The following is a 16561-nucleotide window of genomic DNA, read 5'->3' on the forward strand; positions in this document are numbered from 1 at the left end:
TCCCCGGGGCGTGTTTCCCGGGGAGGGGTCGAGGTCAGAACCGGCCTATTGCTTGACGTAGATCGCGTCGTAATTGATGACACGGGTCGGATCGACATAGATCTTGTCCGAACCGCCCATGCGCGGCGACTTGGCCACAACGCGGCGCTCGTTGATCACGGGAATCCACGGCGCATCGGCCATGATATCCGTGAAAATCTTGCCCCAGACGGCCGCCCGCTCGGCTGCCTTGGCCGGATCGGACATGGAGTCCGCCGCGACCGCACGCTTGTCGAGATCGGCATTGCAGTACCACGACCAGTTCCAGCCGCCGCTGACCGCCCCGGAGCAGCCGAGGATCGGCCCGTAGAAATTCGACGGATCGGGGAAATCGGCAATCCACGCCATGCCGCCCGACCAGATCATCGGGGCTTCGCCTTCCGTGCCGCCCGCCGCAATCACGTTGGACTGCGCCAGCGCGCGCACTTCCGCCTTGACGCCGATGGCGGCCAGATCCTGCTGGATGGCCTGCGCGATGCGCGGCTGCGGATCGGTGTTGGTGGAATAAAGAACCGTCTGGAAGCCGCTGGGGAAACCGGCCTCGGCCAGCAAAGCCTTGGCCTTGGCCACGTCGTAGGCATAGCCGGCATAGCTCTTGTCATAGCCCGGCATGGCCGGCGGCAGCGGCTGGCTTGCCGGCGTGGCGCGGCCGTTGAGAATGCGGGTGATGCGCTCCTTGTTGACGGCCATGTTCACCGCCTGTCGCACCTTCACATTGTCGAAGGGCTTGACCTTGGTGTTGAGCGTCACATAGCCGGTGTGGAGCTGGTCGCCATCCACGATCATCTGCGCACCGGCGGGAGAATTCTTGATCTCGAGGAATTTTGCCGGCGGAATGCCGTCACCGGCAATATCGACCTCGCCCTTTTGCAGGCGCAGAAGGGCAACGAGCGGCTCCTGGCCGACTTCCACCGTGAACTTGTCGATATGCGGCATGTCCTTGACGAAATAATCGGGATTGCGCGCGAAGACGAGACGCTGGCCGATGGTCCATTCCTTCAGGACAAACGTGCCCGAGCCAACCGGCTTCTTGCCGAAATCACCACCGGCAGCCTCGACAGCTTCCTGCGGGACAACCGAAGCGAAGTTGATGGCAAGCACATGCAGGAACGTGGCGTCCGGACGCGACAGATGGAAGACCACCGTAGCCGCATCCGGCGCTTCGATGCCTTCAAGTGTCGTGGTCTTGCCGCCTGACAGGTCTTCATACCCCTTGATCGCACTGAAGAAGCCGGCACCGGGGCCCTGTGTCTTCGGATTGACCGCACGCTCGATCGAGTATTTGACGTCGGAGGCCACAAGCTCGCGGCCATTGGTGAACTTGACACCCTTGCGCAGCTTGAACGTGTAGGTCAGACCGTCAGAGGAGACATCGAACGTTTCGGCAAGGGACGGAACCAGATCAGGCGTTCCGGGCGTATAGTCCATCAGGCGCGAGTAAAGGCTCTTGATCATCGACCAGTTGACCCAGTCATAGCCGACGGCCGGATCAAGCGTGGCGATATCGTCCTTGTAGGTGATGAGCACGTCGCCGCCCTGTTTCGGCGTTTCCTGTGCCCATGCGGGCAGCGGCGATAGGACAAGCACCGTTGCCATGGTGGTGTTGCGAAGCCAGCGGTTTAACATTCTGTTCCCTTTTCTTGTTCTGGTTGAAATTCAGCGCGCACGGATACGCGGATCGATCAGCGGCGCGATGATATCGGCAAGCAGGTTGCCGAGAACGATCGCGAGCGCGGAAACGAGGGTCACCCCCATGATGATCGGGATGTCGACCTGTTGAATGGCCTGCCATGCCAATTGACCGATGCCCGGCCAGCCATAGACCGCTTCGACGACAACGACACCGCCCATAAACTGGCCGATATCGATGCCGATCATCGCGATGATCGGCAGGAGCGCATTGGGCAGGGCGTGGCGCAGCACGATGCGGACCGACGAGAGGCCCTTGGCCCGCGCAGTGCGCACATAATCCTGATTGAGCACATCGATCATGGCCGAGCGCACCATGCGCGCATACCAGCCGGCGCCGAGAATGCCGAGGGTGGCCGCGGGCAGCACCACATGGGCCGCCGTTCCGAAGCCGCTCATCGGGAACCAGCCAAGCGTAACGGCAAAGACGTAGAGCAACAGCAGGGCGACAACGAATTGCGGCGCGGAGACGCCGACGAACGAGGCCATCATCACGACGCGGTCGACCACGCCGCCGCGGCGCAAGGCGGCGATGATCCCAAAGATCAGGCCGAGGACGACTTCAACGGCAATGCCTGCGGCCATCAGGATCAAGGTCGCCGGAAGACGGGCAAGGATCAGTGCGCCGACATCGGTCTTCTGCGCATAGGAACGGCCGAGATTGCCCTGCAGAATACCCTGCAGATAGGTCCAGAACTGCACGAGCAGGGGCTGATCCAGGCCAAGCTCGCGGCGGATATTGGCCACCGTCTGTGCGGTAGCGCTGCGTCCGGCAATCATGCGCGCGGGATCCGCCGGCAAGGCATAGAGCAGCAGGAACGTAATCGCGGCAACGCCAAGCAGGATCAATGCAGTTTGCACGAGGCGGCGCAGAACAAGCAGAGCCATATCAACCCCTCCCGCGCTGGGTGGGATCGAGAATATCGCGCAGCGCATCCCCGACCAGATTGAAGGAAAGCGCTGTCAGAAGGATGATCGCACCGGGAAAGAACACCAGCCATGGCGCCGCCTGAAAATAACTCTGGCTCTCGAAGATGATGTTCCCCCAGGAGGGCTGCGGCGGCTGCACGCCGATACCGAGGAAGGAGAGGGTGGCTTCCAGCAGCACGGTCGTGGCGATGCCGAGCGTTCCCCAGACAATGGCCGTCGGCATCAGATGCGGCAGGATATGCACGAACAGAATGCGCAGATGCCCGGCCCCGAGCGACCGCTCGGCGAGGATGAAATCGCGCTCGACCAGTCCGCGCGTTTCCGTGTAGACGATGCGCGCCACCTGCACCCAGTTGACGAGCGCAATGACCATCGCAACGATCCACAGGCTTGGATGCAGCAGCGCCGCAAGGACAATGGCCAGCAGCAAGGCGGGGAATGCCATCATCAGATCGGTGAACCGCATGAGCAGGCCGCCGATGGGGCCACGCAGATAGCCGGACAGGATACCGACCATGAGCCCAATGCCGACCGCAATCCCGTTGGCGACAAGGCCGATGATCAGCGATGTGCGTGCACCGAAGAGAAGCCGCGAAAACAGATCGCGTCCCAGCGTATCGGTCCCGAGCAGAAACTGCGCGCTGGGCGGCAGCGGTGCGCCCTCAAGCGATAACCCGTCGAACATCTGGTCATCGGGACTGTAGGGCGCAATCAGCGGCGCGCCCAATGCCAGAAGCACCACGAGCGCAACGACAATCAGGCCGAACATTGCAGACGGCTGGCGCAGCATGCTTTTCAGAACGCGCATCAGCCAGCCTCCGGCAAGGGTTCGGCCCCGGCAAGAATAAGCGCCGCGACCTGTTCCATGGGGAACCGCCGCTGCATCGCGCAATTGCGCAGGATGCTGTAGGCATGCTCCTCGTCGACATTGCGTGCCGCCATGATTTTCTGGACGGCTCCATGCACCAGCGGGCGAAGCCGCACGCGTTCTTCAAGATGCTGAAGTTGCCTCAACGCCACGGTCCGTTCCGCATGAATGGCAACCGCCATCACAAGCGTGGGATAGATGGCAGAGGCTGCAACCGGCTTGGCAATGATTGCACCGGCCCCCTGTTCCATGGCCCATGCGATACGGCCCGGCGCTTCCGACCCGAGCAGGGCGACGACAGGCAGCGGCGCCTTGCTGTCATGCCAGGGCAGAAGGTCATCCCAGCCCTGGTCCGCGTCGACGAGGACAATGTCGGGCAGATCCGTGGATGCCAGGGGCTCCCATTGTACCGAGACATGAAGACCAAGCAGCTTGAGCTGGCGGGTCAGACGGTCGGTCGTGGCATCGGGCCGATGCAGGATCGTGGCGCGCCAGCCGGTGAAATTGGGGGTCTCTCTCATGAAACGATCCGCAATCTGACCGGCGTTTTGGTGCGGCGGCGGGTGAGATAGGGATCGGCGGCAATCGCCGGCTGCGCATTGACGATGTCAAAACCGTTGAGGTCGTTGATGCGGCCAAGCAGGAAGGGCAGCGCCATATGGTTGGTGTCGGGATCGATCCGGACAGGACCGAACACCGTCGACAGCGGCACGCCAGACAGGGCGCGGCGAACCGCCTGCGGCTCGTCGGTCCCTGCAGCGACAATGGTCTCGCCGCAGAGCTTGACCGCCGCATAGGCGCTGGCGAAAATATTGGACAGGCGCCGCTGCGGCCCGAACCGCCTCGATGCAGCAGCCTTGAAGGCGAGATTTTCCGGCGAGACGAGGCTGTCGAAATAGGCCGCGACGGAAAAATGTCCGGTCGCCACGCCAGCGCCGATCTCGTCCAGTTCGCACTCGGACAGATCGCAACTGACGACCGGGCAGTTTTCCGGCAGGAACGCAGAGTCCTTGTCACCGAGCGCCCTGAAAGCCTGCAGGAAAGCGTAGCTTGCCGGTCCGATCAGGTTGTTGAGAACGAAGCTCGGCCGCCGCTGTTCGATATCGAGGATGATGCGCTCGACCGCGGTTTCCTCCAGCGGCAGGTAGCGTTCTCCCAGCACCTCTCCGCCTGCCTTGCTGATCAGCTCGCGCGCAAGCCGGTTCATCTCCCATCCCCACACATAGTTCGCACCGACCAGATAGGGCCGCCGACCATAGCGCGGCAGGAGGTAGTCGAACAACGGCAGCAGATGCTGATTGGGGCACGCCCCGGTATAGATCACGTTTTCATTGGCCTCGAACCCCTCATAGGGGCACATGTACCAGAGCAGGCCGTCATGCTTTTCGACGAGTGGAATGACTTCCTTGCGGGCAATGGATGTGATGGTTCCGACAATGTGGCGGCAGCCATGCTCACGCAGCATGGAGCGGGCCCCTTCGAGATAGTCGGGGATATGACCCTGCGGATCGATGAAGACGGGTTCGACGGCACCGGGATAAGCCGCCCGGATCTCGTCCATGGCAAATTCGGCCCCGTCGCGGCTGTCACGGCCAATGGCGCCATACGGCCCCGTCGTCGAATAGAGAATGCCAATTTTTACCGCGTCGGCCATGCCCCCCCCAAAACCAAAAACCCCATGACGCAAGCTCCCATCAAGGATGGGGCGTCATGGGGCGAAACTGCCCGTCGACTATCGAAGTCATGTGGATGCAGACAAGCCACTGCTCAATCTGCAGGCACGATTAAAATACGTGCATACGCCCCTTGTCAAGCGGGTATCGGGCAGAATCCCGCCATGGCGATCAATGCGGGCAAGCAAGCCGGGATTACACGGCGATGCGTGCCTCCGACTGTTCCAGCGCCTTCATGATGGCAAGCTGCCGCTCCCACGCCAGAGCATCGCCGACGATCAGGTCGAGATCGGCGCGTTTCGGCTCAAAACCGAATACGGTGCGCACACGTTCGTTCCCTGCGACCAGCACTGCCGGATCGCCCGCACGCCTCGGGGCGGTACGGACCTCGAAATCGACGCCCGACACGCGCTTGACCGCATCGATGATGTCAAGGACGGAGTAACCATAGCCATAGCCGCAATTGGCGGAGGTGCTGGCTCCTCCGGCCTCCAGATAGTTCAGGGCGCACAGGTGCGCCTGCGCGAGGTCGCTGACATGGATGTAATCGCGGATGCAGGTGCCGTCGGCTGTCGGATAGTCCGTTCCATACACCTCGATATGCGAGCGCTCGCCCGTCGCCGCCTGGCTGGCGATCTTGATGAGGTGCGTGGCACGTGGAAACGACTGCCCGGAGCGCAATTGCGGGTCGGCACCCGCGACGTTGAAGTAACGCAGCGCCACATAGTTGAAGTCCGGATGGGCCACGGCCGCATCGCGCAGCATCCACTCGGTCATCAGCTTGGACGTGCCATAGGGCGAGATCGGCTGATGCGGCATGGTTTCTGTGATCGGTGTGCGCTCCGGTTCACCGTAGACCGCAGCGGTTGACGAGAAAATGAAATGCCTGATGCCTTCGGCAATGGCCGCTTCCATCAGGGAACGCGACTGCACGGTATTGTTGCGGTAATAATAAAGCGGATCGCGTACGGAATCGGGAACGACGATCGAACCGGCGAAGTGCAGGATCGCCGTCACATTGTGCCGGCGGATCAGATCGCGCACCAGCGTCTGATCCCCGATGTCTCCCTGCACAAAAGGCACATCATCCGGCACCAGCCAGGCGAAACCGCAACTCAGATCGTCAAGGACCACGACCGGCCGGCCGGCATCCTTGAGGGCAAGCACCATGTGGCTGCCGATATAGCCGGCGCCACCAGTAACAAGAACAGTCATGGGGAGGAACTCCTGAAACTTTGTTTGAGATAGTGATGGGGTGGAGCGGCGTGTGCCATGTCTATGACCTGTCTTACATCTCCTTTCCTAAGGTTTGCTTTCCTCCCGGGAAATTCCGATTGTTTGCTGTCTAAGCGACTCTTCGGGCGGAGTCCGATGCGCGCCTGCCCGTTTCGGTCATCTTGTGATCGACGCCGTTTTCGGTCAGGAAGATATTCATCTCGCCATAGGTCTCGAACCAGGCGCGATTGTATTGATCGAAAAGCGATTGATCCCAATAATCCTCCAGCCTGAACGGCTTGCCGCCAAAGACATCATAACTCGGGATCTTATAGGTCTCGGCGAATTCCGCCGTGCGGCTGTCATAGGTGAAATAGATCGACGGCACGCCATTGGCCAGCGCCATGAGATTGCCGTGCAGGCGGTAGCCGAGAACCAGCTGATGCGCCCGAACCAGGGTTTCGTAATCCGCAACCACGTCGGAATAGTACATGCGCTCGCGGTAGAGCTTTTCGATCGCATCGTCGAAATACCAATCCGAGACCCAGCGGTTCGCCTTCAGCGCGGCGATGGCGTCTTCCTTCTGCTCGCCGGTGCCGAAAACCATCTTCTTTTCTTCCACTTCGCCCTGCGCCATCAGGGTGATATCGAAGCGGTTCGCCATCTCCTTGATAAGGTCGCGGTGCAGGGTCAGATAGCGCTGGATATCCTGTGCATAGGTCGGCGAGACCTCGCGGCGGACCGTCACACCCACCTTTTTCACCGTGTCCAGTGCGGGCAGTTTGATACGCAGATGCTGGTTGTTCCGCCGGAACGCCGTAGGACAGCCGATGACGCGCACATTCTTGATGCCGATATCGTTGAGCACCTGGGCGGAATAGGCACCGCGCACACCGACGGAGGTGGTTGAATCCGCAATGAGGCGCCAAACCGCCTTGGACTCCTCCGACAATTCCAGCTGTCCCTTGACCGGGGCCTGCGCGCCAACGCCGAAGGCGATGACGGGCAGCCCCAGGCGCTTGAGAACCGGGATGGTGTCGCGCCAGTTCATCTCCCTGTTGATGTAATTGGACCCGCGCAGAATGACATAATCATACTCCTCGCGCAGCTGGTCGATCTTCTCCATCGGCGGTCCTGCGATGGGAAGTTCCGCCACCTTCTCGTAGTTCATCAGCTTCAGGGATGATTCAAAGACGAAGGCATCACCGATATTGTGGTAGTGATCGATGCTGCGTTGAATGTCGCTGTGTTTGTACCAGCGGACATTGTCGTGATCGTAAACTTCTCCGGCGGGGATCATTACGAGGACGCGTGCCATGAGGTATTCCTTCTTTTGGCGATGAAAGCTGGATAGAATCAGCTTGCTTGGGAAAGAACAACGTCAGTTCTTGCAGCGATAGTGAGTGGCTGCTGCCGGCTAGATTTAAGCAATTCACCATAGAGAGCAAGGTGTTCCTGAGCACAGTCGATATAGTTCACGGGATTCCGGATAGTCTGATGCAAACGATCCCAGATTGAGGTGTCGCTGAGTACTTCGGTGAACCGGTCGGCCAGATCTTCGGCACTGCGCACACGGAAGTGAAGACCATCCAGCCCATCCCGGACTTTTTCGGCCATGCCGCCAATATTGGAACAGATCACCGGACGCCGGTGGTGCAGCGCCTCCTGGATCACAATCGGCGAATTCTCCCACCAGATCGACGGCATCACCACCCAATCGACCGGCTGCATGAGACGCGGCATCTCGGCATTCTGGTAAGCCCCGTAAAAGCGCACGCGCGAGCCCGCCTCTTCGATCAGTTTTCGCATGCGGTCCTGGAAGTCGCGCGGCTGCTTCTCCAGATTACCGCCAAAAATCATCAGGCGCGAATCCTCGCCCCATGTTTCCTCAGGCACACGCGACACCGCATCGATCAGGACATCGATGCCCTTGAACGGGGTTATCTGCCCGAAATAGGCGAAGCGGTTGCGCCGCGGCCTTGGGCCCGCCAGCTCGCGCGGCGGTGTCACGCCATCGATGGCGATGCCATTCTCGATCACCCTCAGCTTGGCGGGATCAAGCCCCCACTCCTTGTATCGTCCGGCCAGGAATTCGCTGGGTGAGACAAAGGCATCGGCAAGCTCGAGCATGCCGCGGATGAAGCGTTCCCGCTTGAGGAAGCGGGCCGGGGGGACATCGGGAAAGCAGGCATGGCAATCGATGGGCGAAGCCTCGTTGCACAGCTTCGCCGAGCTTGCCTTCACCATCTGCCCGTCATTGTTGCAGATCGACAGATATTCATGGAAGGTCATAAGAATGACGGCATCGGGCAGCGCCTCGCGGATCGCATAAAGCGTTTCCAGCCCAAGTCCGAGCACATGGTGGAAATGCACCACCTGCGGATTGAGGTCGCGGACAAAGCGCAGGAGATCGCGGCGGATTTCATCGGTGTTCTTGTTTGACAGATAGAAGTGGTCATATTCATCGGCATGGAACAGGATTTCATCGCTGCTGCGCCGCATGCTCATCAGCGCCGTGGTGCCATGCCGCGGAATGGGATGCCCGGCGCGCGCCAGGTAGACGGACTGGACACCGGGCAGGCTGTTGAGCCCCTTGTGCAGATTATAGGATGCAATTTCGCCGCCTCCCAGGGAAATGCTGGGATGAGCGTGGGAAATCACCAGAACCCGAAGCCGTTCGGTCATGCTGTTTCCTCCGCAGAAACACTGCGCTTGTTGGAAAGATTGTTGGCCCAGCGTCCATCGAAAACCTGCCGGTCGATGCGTTCGATGAGGGCAATGGTCGAGGCCTTGTCGGACACGGATATATCGTCGGACCCGAGCATCTGCGCCGATGGCAGCCAATAGGATTTCAGGCCCGCCTGCTTGAGCTTGAGTCCGAGGTCGAGGCCCTTTTCATGCGTGCCAAGATATCCGCGGGTAAAGCCGTTGACGGAGAACAAGGCGTTTCGCGGCAGGACGCAGCACTCGAATGTCGCCGTTGCCACTTCCGTCGTTTTCATCCCCGCCACGGCATCGATGGGATAGCCGGCATAACGGCTGATCAAGGCGCGGTCGGATTGTGCGCCCGCCACCCATGTTCCGGCCCAGCGAATGGAATCATCCTCATAGGCGAGCGTCGGAGACAGCACGCATTCCCCGCGGGCATCATAGGCCGAGAGCAGTTTCTGGAACCATCCCGTGCTGCGCGGCAGGAGTGACGCGGCAAGAAAGACCACGCTTTCCGTGGAAACCGCCCGCGCGCCGACCTCCATAGCATCATACAGATCCTCGGACCCGCTGGCGGAGACAAGGCGCACGCACAGCCCGTAGAAATCGGCCAGCCTGCGTAGTTGAACGCCGATACGGTCAATGATATCCGTGGCCGCCGCAACGACAATCGGCGCCTCGCGCGTCTCCGGATCGAGCGCCAGCAGGGCGAGAAGCGGACCGATCTCCTCGACGCGTTCGTCCACACCGATGATCAGTGCCGGTCCGGCAGCATTTTCAAACGCGCCGAGATCAACGACGCCGAAAACCTCGGGAGCCGGCCGGCTGACGCCGCGCAACAGCGGAACAAGCTGCTGGTCAACGATGTGGCGCAGCGCCCAGGCGTTCGGATCGATGGCCCGAATCTGCCGGACAACCGCGTCGCGCGATGTGATCCGGGTCGGCGTCAAGGGCATGAAGGCTCGCCGGGAATCGCTCAGCTCCAATTCGATATAGAAGGGTGCCGTGCTGTCGCCCGCAAGCTCCGGGGCGAAGGCGACGAAGCCATGCGCATGGCGATTGGGGTCCAGCCCGGCATTGAATGGCGGCTGGTTGTCGAACTCCCGCGTCACATCCGCCCGGTCCACCCGGGTCCAGTTGCCGTCCAGCTGGATTTCGCCGCGATGGCGGCGCAGCTTGACCGACTGCACGTGATTATCGGGGTCGAGCAGCCAGCCGGAGACAAGCAGACCGCTGCCTTCGACACGAAACACATTGTCGATGCCCATGCGGACCGGAAAGGGAAGACTGGATATGGTTTCCGTGCCGTCGAAGCGGTTGGCGGCTGAACGCAGGCGAAGCAGAATCTCGGTCGAACTGCGCATGTTGGGCAGAATGGCCCGGACGTGGTTCGGGGTTTCCCGCGACCCGGCAAGCAGGCGGCGGTCATAAACCTCGATGAACCGCCAGCCGCGCCGGCCGCGAAACAACAGGCGCTCGATGTCATTGGGCGAAATGGGCTCGTTCGCCAGCAGCAGCCCGGCAAAACCGGATGCCTGCTCGCTCACATCGGGGCGTGCGAAAACGCCGATGGCGCATTCGGCGAGGGATGGCGTGCGGCCGCTGATCAACAGCCGCGTGACGGAGGGTGTCAGGTCCTGTGCCCAGCCCTGCACGAAAATCTCGCCCTCGTCGCTGCCGCCGATCAGCTCGATAACGCCATCGGAGCGCGCACCGGCCTGCAGCAGGATGGTAATGGCCGAAAGTTTCTTGCGGCTGATGGGACCGGAAATCAGCCCTTCGACCAGCCCGTCGATCGCACCCGGCAAATGCGCTCCGGCAAGATCGGCAATCATGGCCGCCAGATCGCCGATGGCGGCGGCACGCGCGGCAAACGAATAGCGGGATACCTTTGCCTTGTGCTGAAACATGATGGTCTTCAGCTGCACGCGGCGCAGCACGTTCGTCGGCACGATTGCGACAAATCCGTGCGTGCCGGCTGGCGACGGTGCCTTCAGCGGCCAATTGATGAAGGTCGCTTTGACGCTCATGGCGGGATCGCCGTTGAGAAAGACCGTGAGCTGTTCCGGCGTATGGCCGCCGATGCCCATGATGAGCACCAGCGTATCCTCGACCGGGCAGCCGACAACCATTTCGCCTTCCATGACAATGGAATTGCGCTCCGGTGCCTTGGCGGTCTTGGGGATAGGCAGCAGTTTTTTGTCGTCGCGAGTCATCTAGGCCGCCCTCAACGCAGAACCCCGACGGCCATGAGTGCACCCGCGGCAAACCCCACCAGGACGAACAGCAGCAGAAACAGCGGTCTGGCATCGCCGCCGGCGCGCTTGTGCAGAAGCTCCAGACGCTTCTCCAGTCCCGCCACGACACCGTCCATCCGCATCAGATGCACGTCGAGTTCCGTCATGCGCTGATTGAGGTCGCCGCGCAGCCCTTCGATCGAACCGGCGACACCGCCGAGATCGCCCGGCGTTGCCCCGCCCGTACCATCGATGGTGGCGGCGGGCCGCTGCAGCGAACGCTGGCTGACCTGCAGCTGCCGCTGGGCTGCCATCAGCATGTCGAGCTTGTCGAGAATGCGGGTCATCGGCGCGGCAATGAGCGCTTCGGCCGCCTGCTCATCCGGCTTCGGCACGCGCAAGGACTGCTCCACGCCCGCGCCGCTGATGGCCACGACAACCAGTTCACCGGCGCGCGCCGATGCAAACTGCGGCAACATCACGTCAAAGGCATGAATGCCGTCGCCGACGCCGTTGCGCTTGAGGTCAGGGCGTTCCTTGTCGGCCACCGCCTCGGCAATCGGCTTGCCATCCAGCAGGACCCGAATGGTCAGCCTTGCGCCCGGCGCCTGCGGATCGAAGGCCCAGCCATAGAGCCGGCCGGCATCGACGGCATCCACGCGGCCCTTCAGGAGTTCGCCGCGCACCGCCTCGGTTTTGGCAGGTCTGGCATTGTCCTGTTCCGGGATCGTGGTCGGCTTCACGGAGCCCTGCGTCGGTACTTTGGTCACTATGGACATGGAAGAGTCCTTTCTGATTGATCAGGCAGCCTCGACACGGTCAAGCCGCAGCGTCTCGATCAGATCGAGATACCGTCCGGCTGTCGTGTCGATGGTGTCGGGGTGGCGTGCCCCAAGGGAAAGATGCGCGCGCAGATCGGCATCTTCGGCGATACGCCGCATGGCAGCTGCCAGTGCCAGCGGATCGTTCGGGGGGACGGTCAGGCCATTGACGCCATTCTCGATCATTTCGGCCATACCGCCAATATTGCTGGTGATGACGGGACACTCCTGGCCCTGCGCCTCCTGAATCACCAGCGGCGCGTTCTCCCACCAGATTGACGGCATGATCGCACAATCGACGGCCGCAATGTGATTGCCGATATCCTCGCGCCGATAGGCACCGCGCCTCTGCACAAACGGTGCGGTTTCGGCAAAGAGCCTGTCAATATCGGCGACAAAGGTTTCACTCTGGAACGGCGCGGCACCATGGACACGCAGCTCGAAATCAAAGCCTTCGGCGATGAGCTGTTTCGCCGCCTCCAGAAGGACGATCGTGCCCTTCCACGGGTTGAGATTGCCGAAATAACCGAAGACCGGCTTGCTGCGGGCCGGCGCAGCGGGCTTCGTCACCAGCGCCCGCGCGGGCTGCCCGTTGGGGATGACATGGATCAGTTCTGCGGCAATCCCCCAATCCACATAGCGCTGCTTGAGAAATTCACTGGGGGAGACGAAGGCATCCACCACGCTTAGAAGCGATTTGAGATGACGTTCGCGCAAAACGAACTTGTCGAGTGCGATGTCCTTGAAACAGCTGTGGCAGCGGTCCGGACTGGCGCCATAGCAGAGTTCCTTGCCGCTTGTGCGCACCATCAGGCCATCGTGATGGCAGATGGGGTAATAATCGTGCAGGGTGAGGACAATGCGGCATTCCGGCAAGGTCTGGCGGACAATATGCGGGAATTCCGCGCCCAGCAGCAGCAGATGATGCAGGTGGACAACATCCGGCTTGAAATCCCTCAGCAGTTCGACAATGTCGGGGACAATGCCGTAGAGATCGACCTGACTCATGAAGAACCGGTCGAAATGGCCGGACCACAGCAGGATTTCATCGCCCTTGTCGCCGATGCTCTGAAAGCTCGTGCCAGGTCTGGCTTCCCGGTGAATGTGATTGGTCGCGCCGAGAAACAGGGCTTCACATCCCGCCCGCTGATAGGCGCGGAAAAGATCATGCGCGAAGATTTCCGTGCCGCCGGGATGCAGGGACGGATGATTGTGGGCCGCAACGAGAACACGGGCCATTATCTGTCGCCTCCGGGACCGGCAATGAAAACGTCCTGATAATGATCGGCGGCAACACCGCGCCAGTGCCCGAGCGACTTGCTGAAAACCTGCAGCCCGGCCCGCGCCAGCGCGCGATCCAGAAACCCGTCGTCGAAGCCGACCGCGGCGAGGGGCGGCAGTTCCGGCACGAACCAGCACGGCCCCTCATCATAGCGCTGGAAACCCAGGCGCCTGTCGCGCTTGCCCAGCGGATTGTCGGCAGCCGTCTTGTCGACCACGAACGCCGTCATGAACAGGCGCCCGCCGGGCGCAAGCACCCGCGCCACTTCCCGCAGGTAGACGCTGACTTCCTCGTCGGGAAGATGCGTGACAACGGAGGTCATGATGACGAAATCGAACTGCTTGTCCTCGAAGGGCAAGCGGAGCGTGAGACCGTCGATCGCCCCCTTCGGATTGTACAGGGAATGGGCAATATCCATGTAGCGGAATTCGAAATTCGGATAGACCGGCGTGATCTTCTGCTGGCACCAGTTGATGCCGCCGGACACCGGATCGATGCCGCAATAGCTGCCCTTGGCCGGATCGATATATTGCGTGAGCGGCACCGCCATGCGGCCGATGCCGCTGCCGATATCGAGCACGCGGCTGTCCGGCCGCAATCCGCCCTTGCGGATGAAATGGCCGAGAAACTCCGAGCCAACCGCCTGGAAATCGCCATCGCCGACAAACACGCTGTCCGGATCGGGACAGGGCAGGAACCGGTTGCGCCGGACGGCTTCCATCAGCCAGTCGACATACTCGTCGTGCACGGGGCTGATCGGCTCGGCCTGGGCGTTCTTGAGTGCGATAACTTCGGTCAAGCAGCGCTCCTTTCAGACTTTGCCGCGATGAAGGGCGCAACCGTGTCTTGCGCCGCTTCATCACGGTACGTCGTCATCAATTCCGTTATGTCGTCGTTCCAGCGCTGGGTGTGCAGCCATGAATTGTACTGGCTTGCCAGCCCCCGCATGTAATCGGCACTGCGGCGGATGGACCGCCGCTCGAAGTGATAGAGGGACACATCAGGCGCATAGGCGATGTGGAAGCCGATCTGACGAATTTTCAGGCACAGGTCGCTGTCTTCGTAGTCGCCGATAATGTAGTCCTCGGTAAAACCGCCGACGAGATCGTAGATGTCCTTGCGTGTCACCAGGCAGGCTCCGGTCACTCCCGGCACGGTGCGGGGGACCCGCGCCGGCGCATAGGCGCCCGGCATGCCTTTGTAGAAATGATGGTTGAGCCAGATACCTTTCTGGTCGCGGGCAAAGTAAAGCCCGGCGTGCTGCAGCGAACCATCCTCGAACAACAGGCGCGGTCCGATGGCACCCAGCTTCTTCTGGTCGAGCAGCGGCTGCGTCAGGGCCTGGAGCCAGCCATTGGCACAGGGCACCACATCGGAATTGAGCATGACCAGCATGGTCCCGTTGGCGAAACCCGCCCCGGCATTGCAGGCACGGGCATAGCCGCTGTTGCGGTTCATCGTCACCAGCCGGAAGGGCAGGCCGTGCAGGATGTGCAGCCCGCCCAGCATATGCTCCGTATCGTCCTGGATTTCCGGGGAATCGAGCACAAAGATCAGCTCGGCATTGGCAACGAGCCACGGATCGGTGGCCATCGCCGAAAACTGGAAGCGCAGGAAATCCAGGTTGCGATAGAGCGGAATGACAATCGACACGGCAGGCGCAGCGGGCAGGGCGCCATATTCCTTGGTGTCGGCCACCTTCACCGTCTTGCCGAGCCTGTGTTCGACCTCCTGCAGGGCAGGGGCGAGAATATTCTCGAAGACCTGATCGCGCGCGTGCTGCGGCGGCACCGCCCGCAGAATGCGGTTGCGCTGGGCGGATGCTTCGAATGGCTGCAACGGCGGCACCAGTGCGGCCGTTGCGCCGGACGCCAGCCGCATCTGGAAACGCGGCTGCAGCAGGGGGCCAAGGTTTTTGCTCTGGGGAAGCCAGGCGACAAAACCCGTTACATCCGCGCCGAATCCGTCTTCCCGTTCCCCTGTCTTGCCGGGAAACTTGTAGAAATTGGGCTGCAGCGGCAAAGCCCCGCTGCTGCCGGAAAGATATTCAACGCCCGACAGCATGGCGGAGGGATCGTGGCTCCAGCCGCCCACCAGCAGGCCGCCCTGAAGCGCGAGGGCAAGATCGATCTCGGCAGCCGGATGCGTTGCGGATTTTGCGATCTGGCGCACCGTCAATGGTGCGCGCGTCTGCATGTCGATGGCCGTGGCAAGCCCGGGGCCGGTCGCCTGCGCCATTTCCCGGATGAGAAACTCGCGCAGATCCATGTCCCCATGGCGCTTCGCCCACCACTTTTCAAAATCGGCGGGCTGGCCGTCCCCATCGGAGAGCCTGCGCACCGCAACGCCGTTCCTGCCGGAAAAGACCAGATGCAAGGACTGCGGCAGCGGACGGAGAGATTCAACCAGAAGGTGACACGGTTGCCCGCCGCGTTTCGACTGGGTTCCCATGACAAGCCGTGTCGGCAGGATCGTCACCGCGCTTGGACTGATGGCATAGATCGTGGTGATTTCGCCCAGGACCGGATCAATCGCCGTTTCCAGCAAATATTGACCGTCGATGGGTTGGCCGCACAGGCGCGCCGGGCGCGGCTCGGGTGCCAGCGCCAGCATGATTTCACGCGCTGCGCTGGCAAAGATCTGGTTTTGCGAAAGCCGGAACGTACTGCGCCACGTGCTCAGCACATTGTTGAGCAGCTTGATGTGCCCGGCAGCCGACAGATTGGCGACGGCGCTGTTGACGTCAAAGGATGCCAGCTCATCGGCGGGATACAGGATGGTCTGCGCCGTTGGCCCGAGCGATCCGGCAGACAGGGTCAGGCTCACGGGTTCATCCTTGGTGCGCATGGCCCAAAGAATGCGCTGGCCGCCGGTTTCGAGCGGAATGTTGAGGCTGACAAGGGGAACCAGCTGTTCCGGTGCCTCAAGCGTGCATTTTGTCGAGGCTCGTATCGTACCGGGGATGTCCCAGATCACGACAGCGACATCACCACACAGGCGCGAGATGGAAATATTCTCCGTATCGCCCGCAATATCCGTCGAATGGTCGAGGTTCAACACGTTGCCCTTTCATTCACAGCGGAAAGAAAAACGTGCCC

13 protein-coding genes are annotated in these 16561 nt (G+C 61.4%); all 13 read right to left on the minus strand.

Features of this window, described 5'->3' with window-relative positions:
- Nucleotides 1–45 precede the first annotated feature (45 nt).
- A complete protein-coding gene (locus ACTJJ7_RS10235) occupies nt 46–1665 on the minus strand; it encodes an ABC transporter substrate-binding protein (protein ID WP_105735087.1) in 1620 nt (539 codons plus the stop codon).
- A 30-nt stretch (nt 1666–1695) separates the two neighbouring features.
- Nucleotides 1696–2616, minus strand: coding sequence for an ABC transporter permease (locus ACTJJ7_RS10240; RefSeq protein WP_105735088.1), 921 nt, complete (start codon nt 2614–2616; stop codon nt 1696–1698).
- Between the two features lies 1 nt (nt 2617).
- The gene (locus tag ACTJJ7_RS10245) at nt 2618–3466 is read right to left on the minus strand and encodes an ABC transporter permease (protein ID WP_105735089.1); all 849 of its coding nucleotides are present in this window, start codon (nt 3464–3466) and stop codon (nt 2618–2620) included.
- The gene (locus tag ACTJJ7_RS10250; RefSeq protein ID WP_440966921.1) at nt 3466–4047 is read right to left on the minus strand and encodes an ANTAR domain-containing response regulator; all 582 of its coding nucleotides are present in this window, start codon (nt 4045–4047) and stop codon (nt 3466–3468) included. The genes ACTJJ7_RS10245 and ACTJJ7_RS10250 overlap by 1 nt, the downstream gene beginning before the upstream one ends.
- Entirely contained in the window at nt 4044–5180 is a 1137-nt protein-coding gene (locus tag ACTJJ7_RS10255) for a transporter substrate-binding domain-containing protein (RefSeq protein ID WP_440966923.1), read from the minus strand. The genes ACTJJ7_RS10250 and ACTJJ7_RS10255 overlap by 4 nt, the downstream gene beginning before the upstream one ends.
- Nucleotides 5181–5394: 214 nt before the next feature.
- Nucleotides 5395–6414 (minus strand): UDP-glucose 4-epimerase GalE, encoded by a 1020-nt coding sequence (galE, locus tag ACTJJ7_RS10260; RefSeq protein ID WP_440966925.1) that lies wholly within the window; start codon nt 6412–6414, stop codon nt 5395–5397.
- Between the two features lie 130 nt (nt 6415–6544).
- Entirely contained in the window at nt 6545–7732 is a 1188-nt protein-coding gene (locus ACTJJ7_RS10265) for a polysaccharide pyruvyl transferase family protein (protein WP_440966927.1), read from the minus strand.
- Between the two features lie 38 nt (nt 7733–7770).
- Entirely contained in the window at nt 7771–9099 is a 1329-nt protein-coding gene (locus tag ACTJJ7_RS10270) for a glycosyltransferase family 4 protein (RefSeq protein WP_105735094.1), read from the minus strand.
- Nucleotides 9096–11339 carry a hypothetical protein gene (locus ACTJJ7_RS10275; RefSeq protein ID WP_440966929.1) on the minus strand — a complete coding sequence of 748 codons (2244 nt, stop codon included), beginning with the start codon at nt 11337–11339 and terminating at the stop codon, nt 9096–9098. The genes ACTJJ7_RS10270 and ACTJJ7_RS10275 overlap by 4 nt, the downstream gene beginning before the upstream one ends.
- 11 nt (nt 11340–11350) lie before the next feature.
- Entirely contained in the window at nt 11351–12139 is a 789-nt protein-coding gene (locus ACTJJ7_RS10280; RefSeq protein WP_440966931.1) for a hypothetical protein, read from the minus strand.
- 21 nt (nt 12140–12160) lie between these two features.
- On the minus strand, nt 12161–13423 hold the full coding sequence (locus ACTJJ7_RS10285; RefSeq protein WP_440967128.1) for a glycosyltransferase family 4 protein: 1263 nt from the start codon (nt 13421–13423) through the stop codon (nt 12161–12163).
- A complete protein-coding gene (locus ACTJJ7_RS10290) occupies nt 13420–14262 on the minus strand; it encodes a class I SAM-dependent methyltransferase (protein WP_245421145.1) in 843 nt (280 codons plus the stop codon). Before ACTJJ7_RS10290 ends, ACTJJ7_RS10285 begins: the two co-directional genes overlap by 4 nt.
- Entirely contained in the window at nt 14259–16520 is a 2262-nt protein-coding gene (locus ACTJJ7_RS10295) for a glycosyltransferase family 2 protein (RefSeq protein ID WP_105735097.1), read from the minus strand. Before ACTJJ7_RS10295 ends, ACTJJ7_RS10290 begins: the two co-directional genes overlap by 4 nt.
- Between the last annotated feature and the right edge of the window lie 41 nt (nt 16521–16561).

This window comes from Phyllobacterium sp. 22229 (assembly GCF_052056495.1).
GTDB classification, from domain to species: Bacteria; Pseudomonadota; Alphaproteobacteria; order Rhizobiales; family Rhizobiaceae; genus Phyllobacterium; species Phyllobacterium myrsinacearum.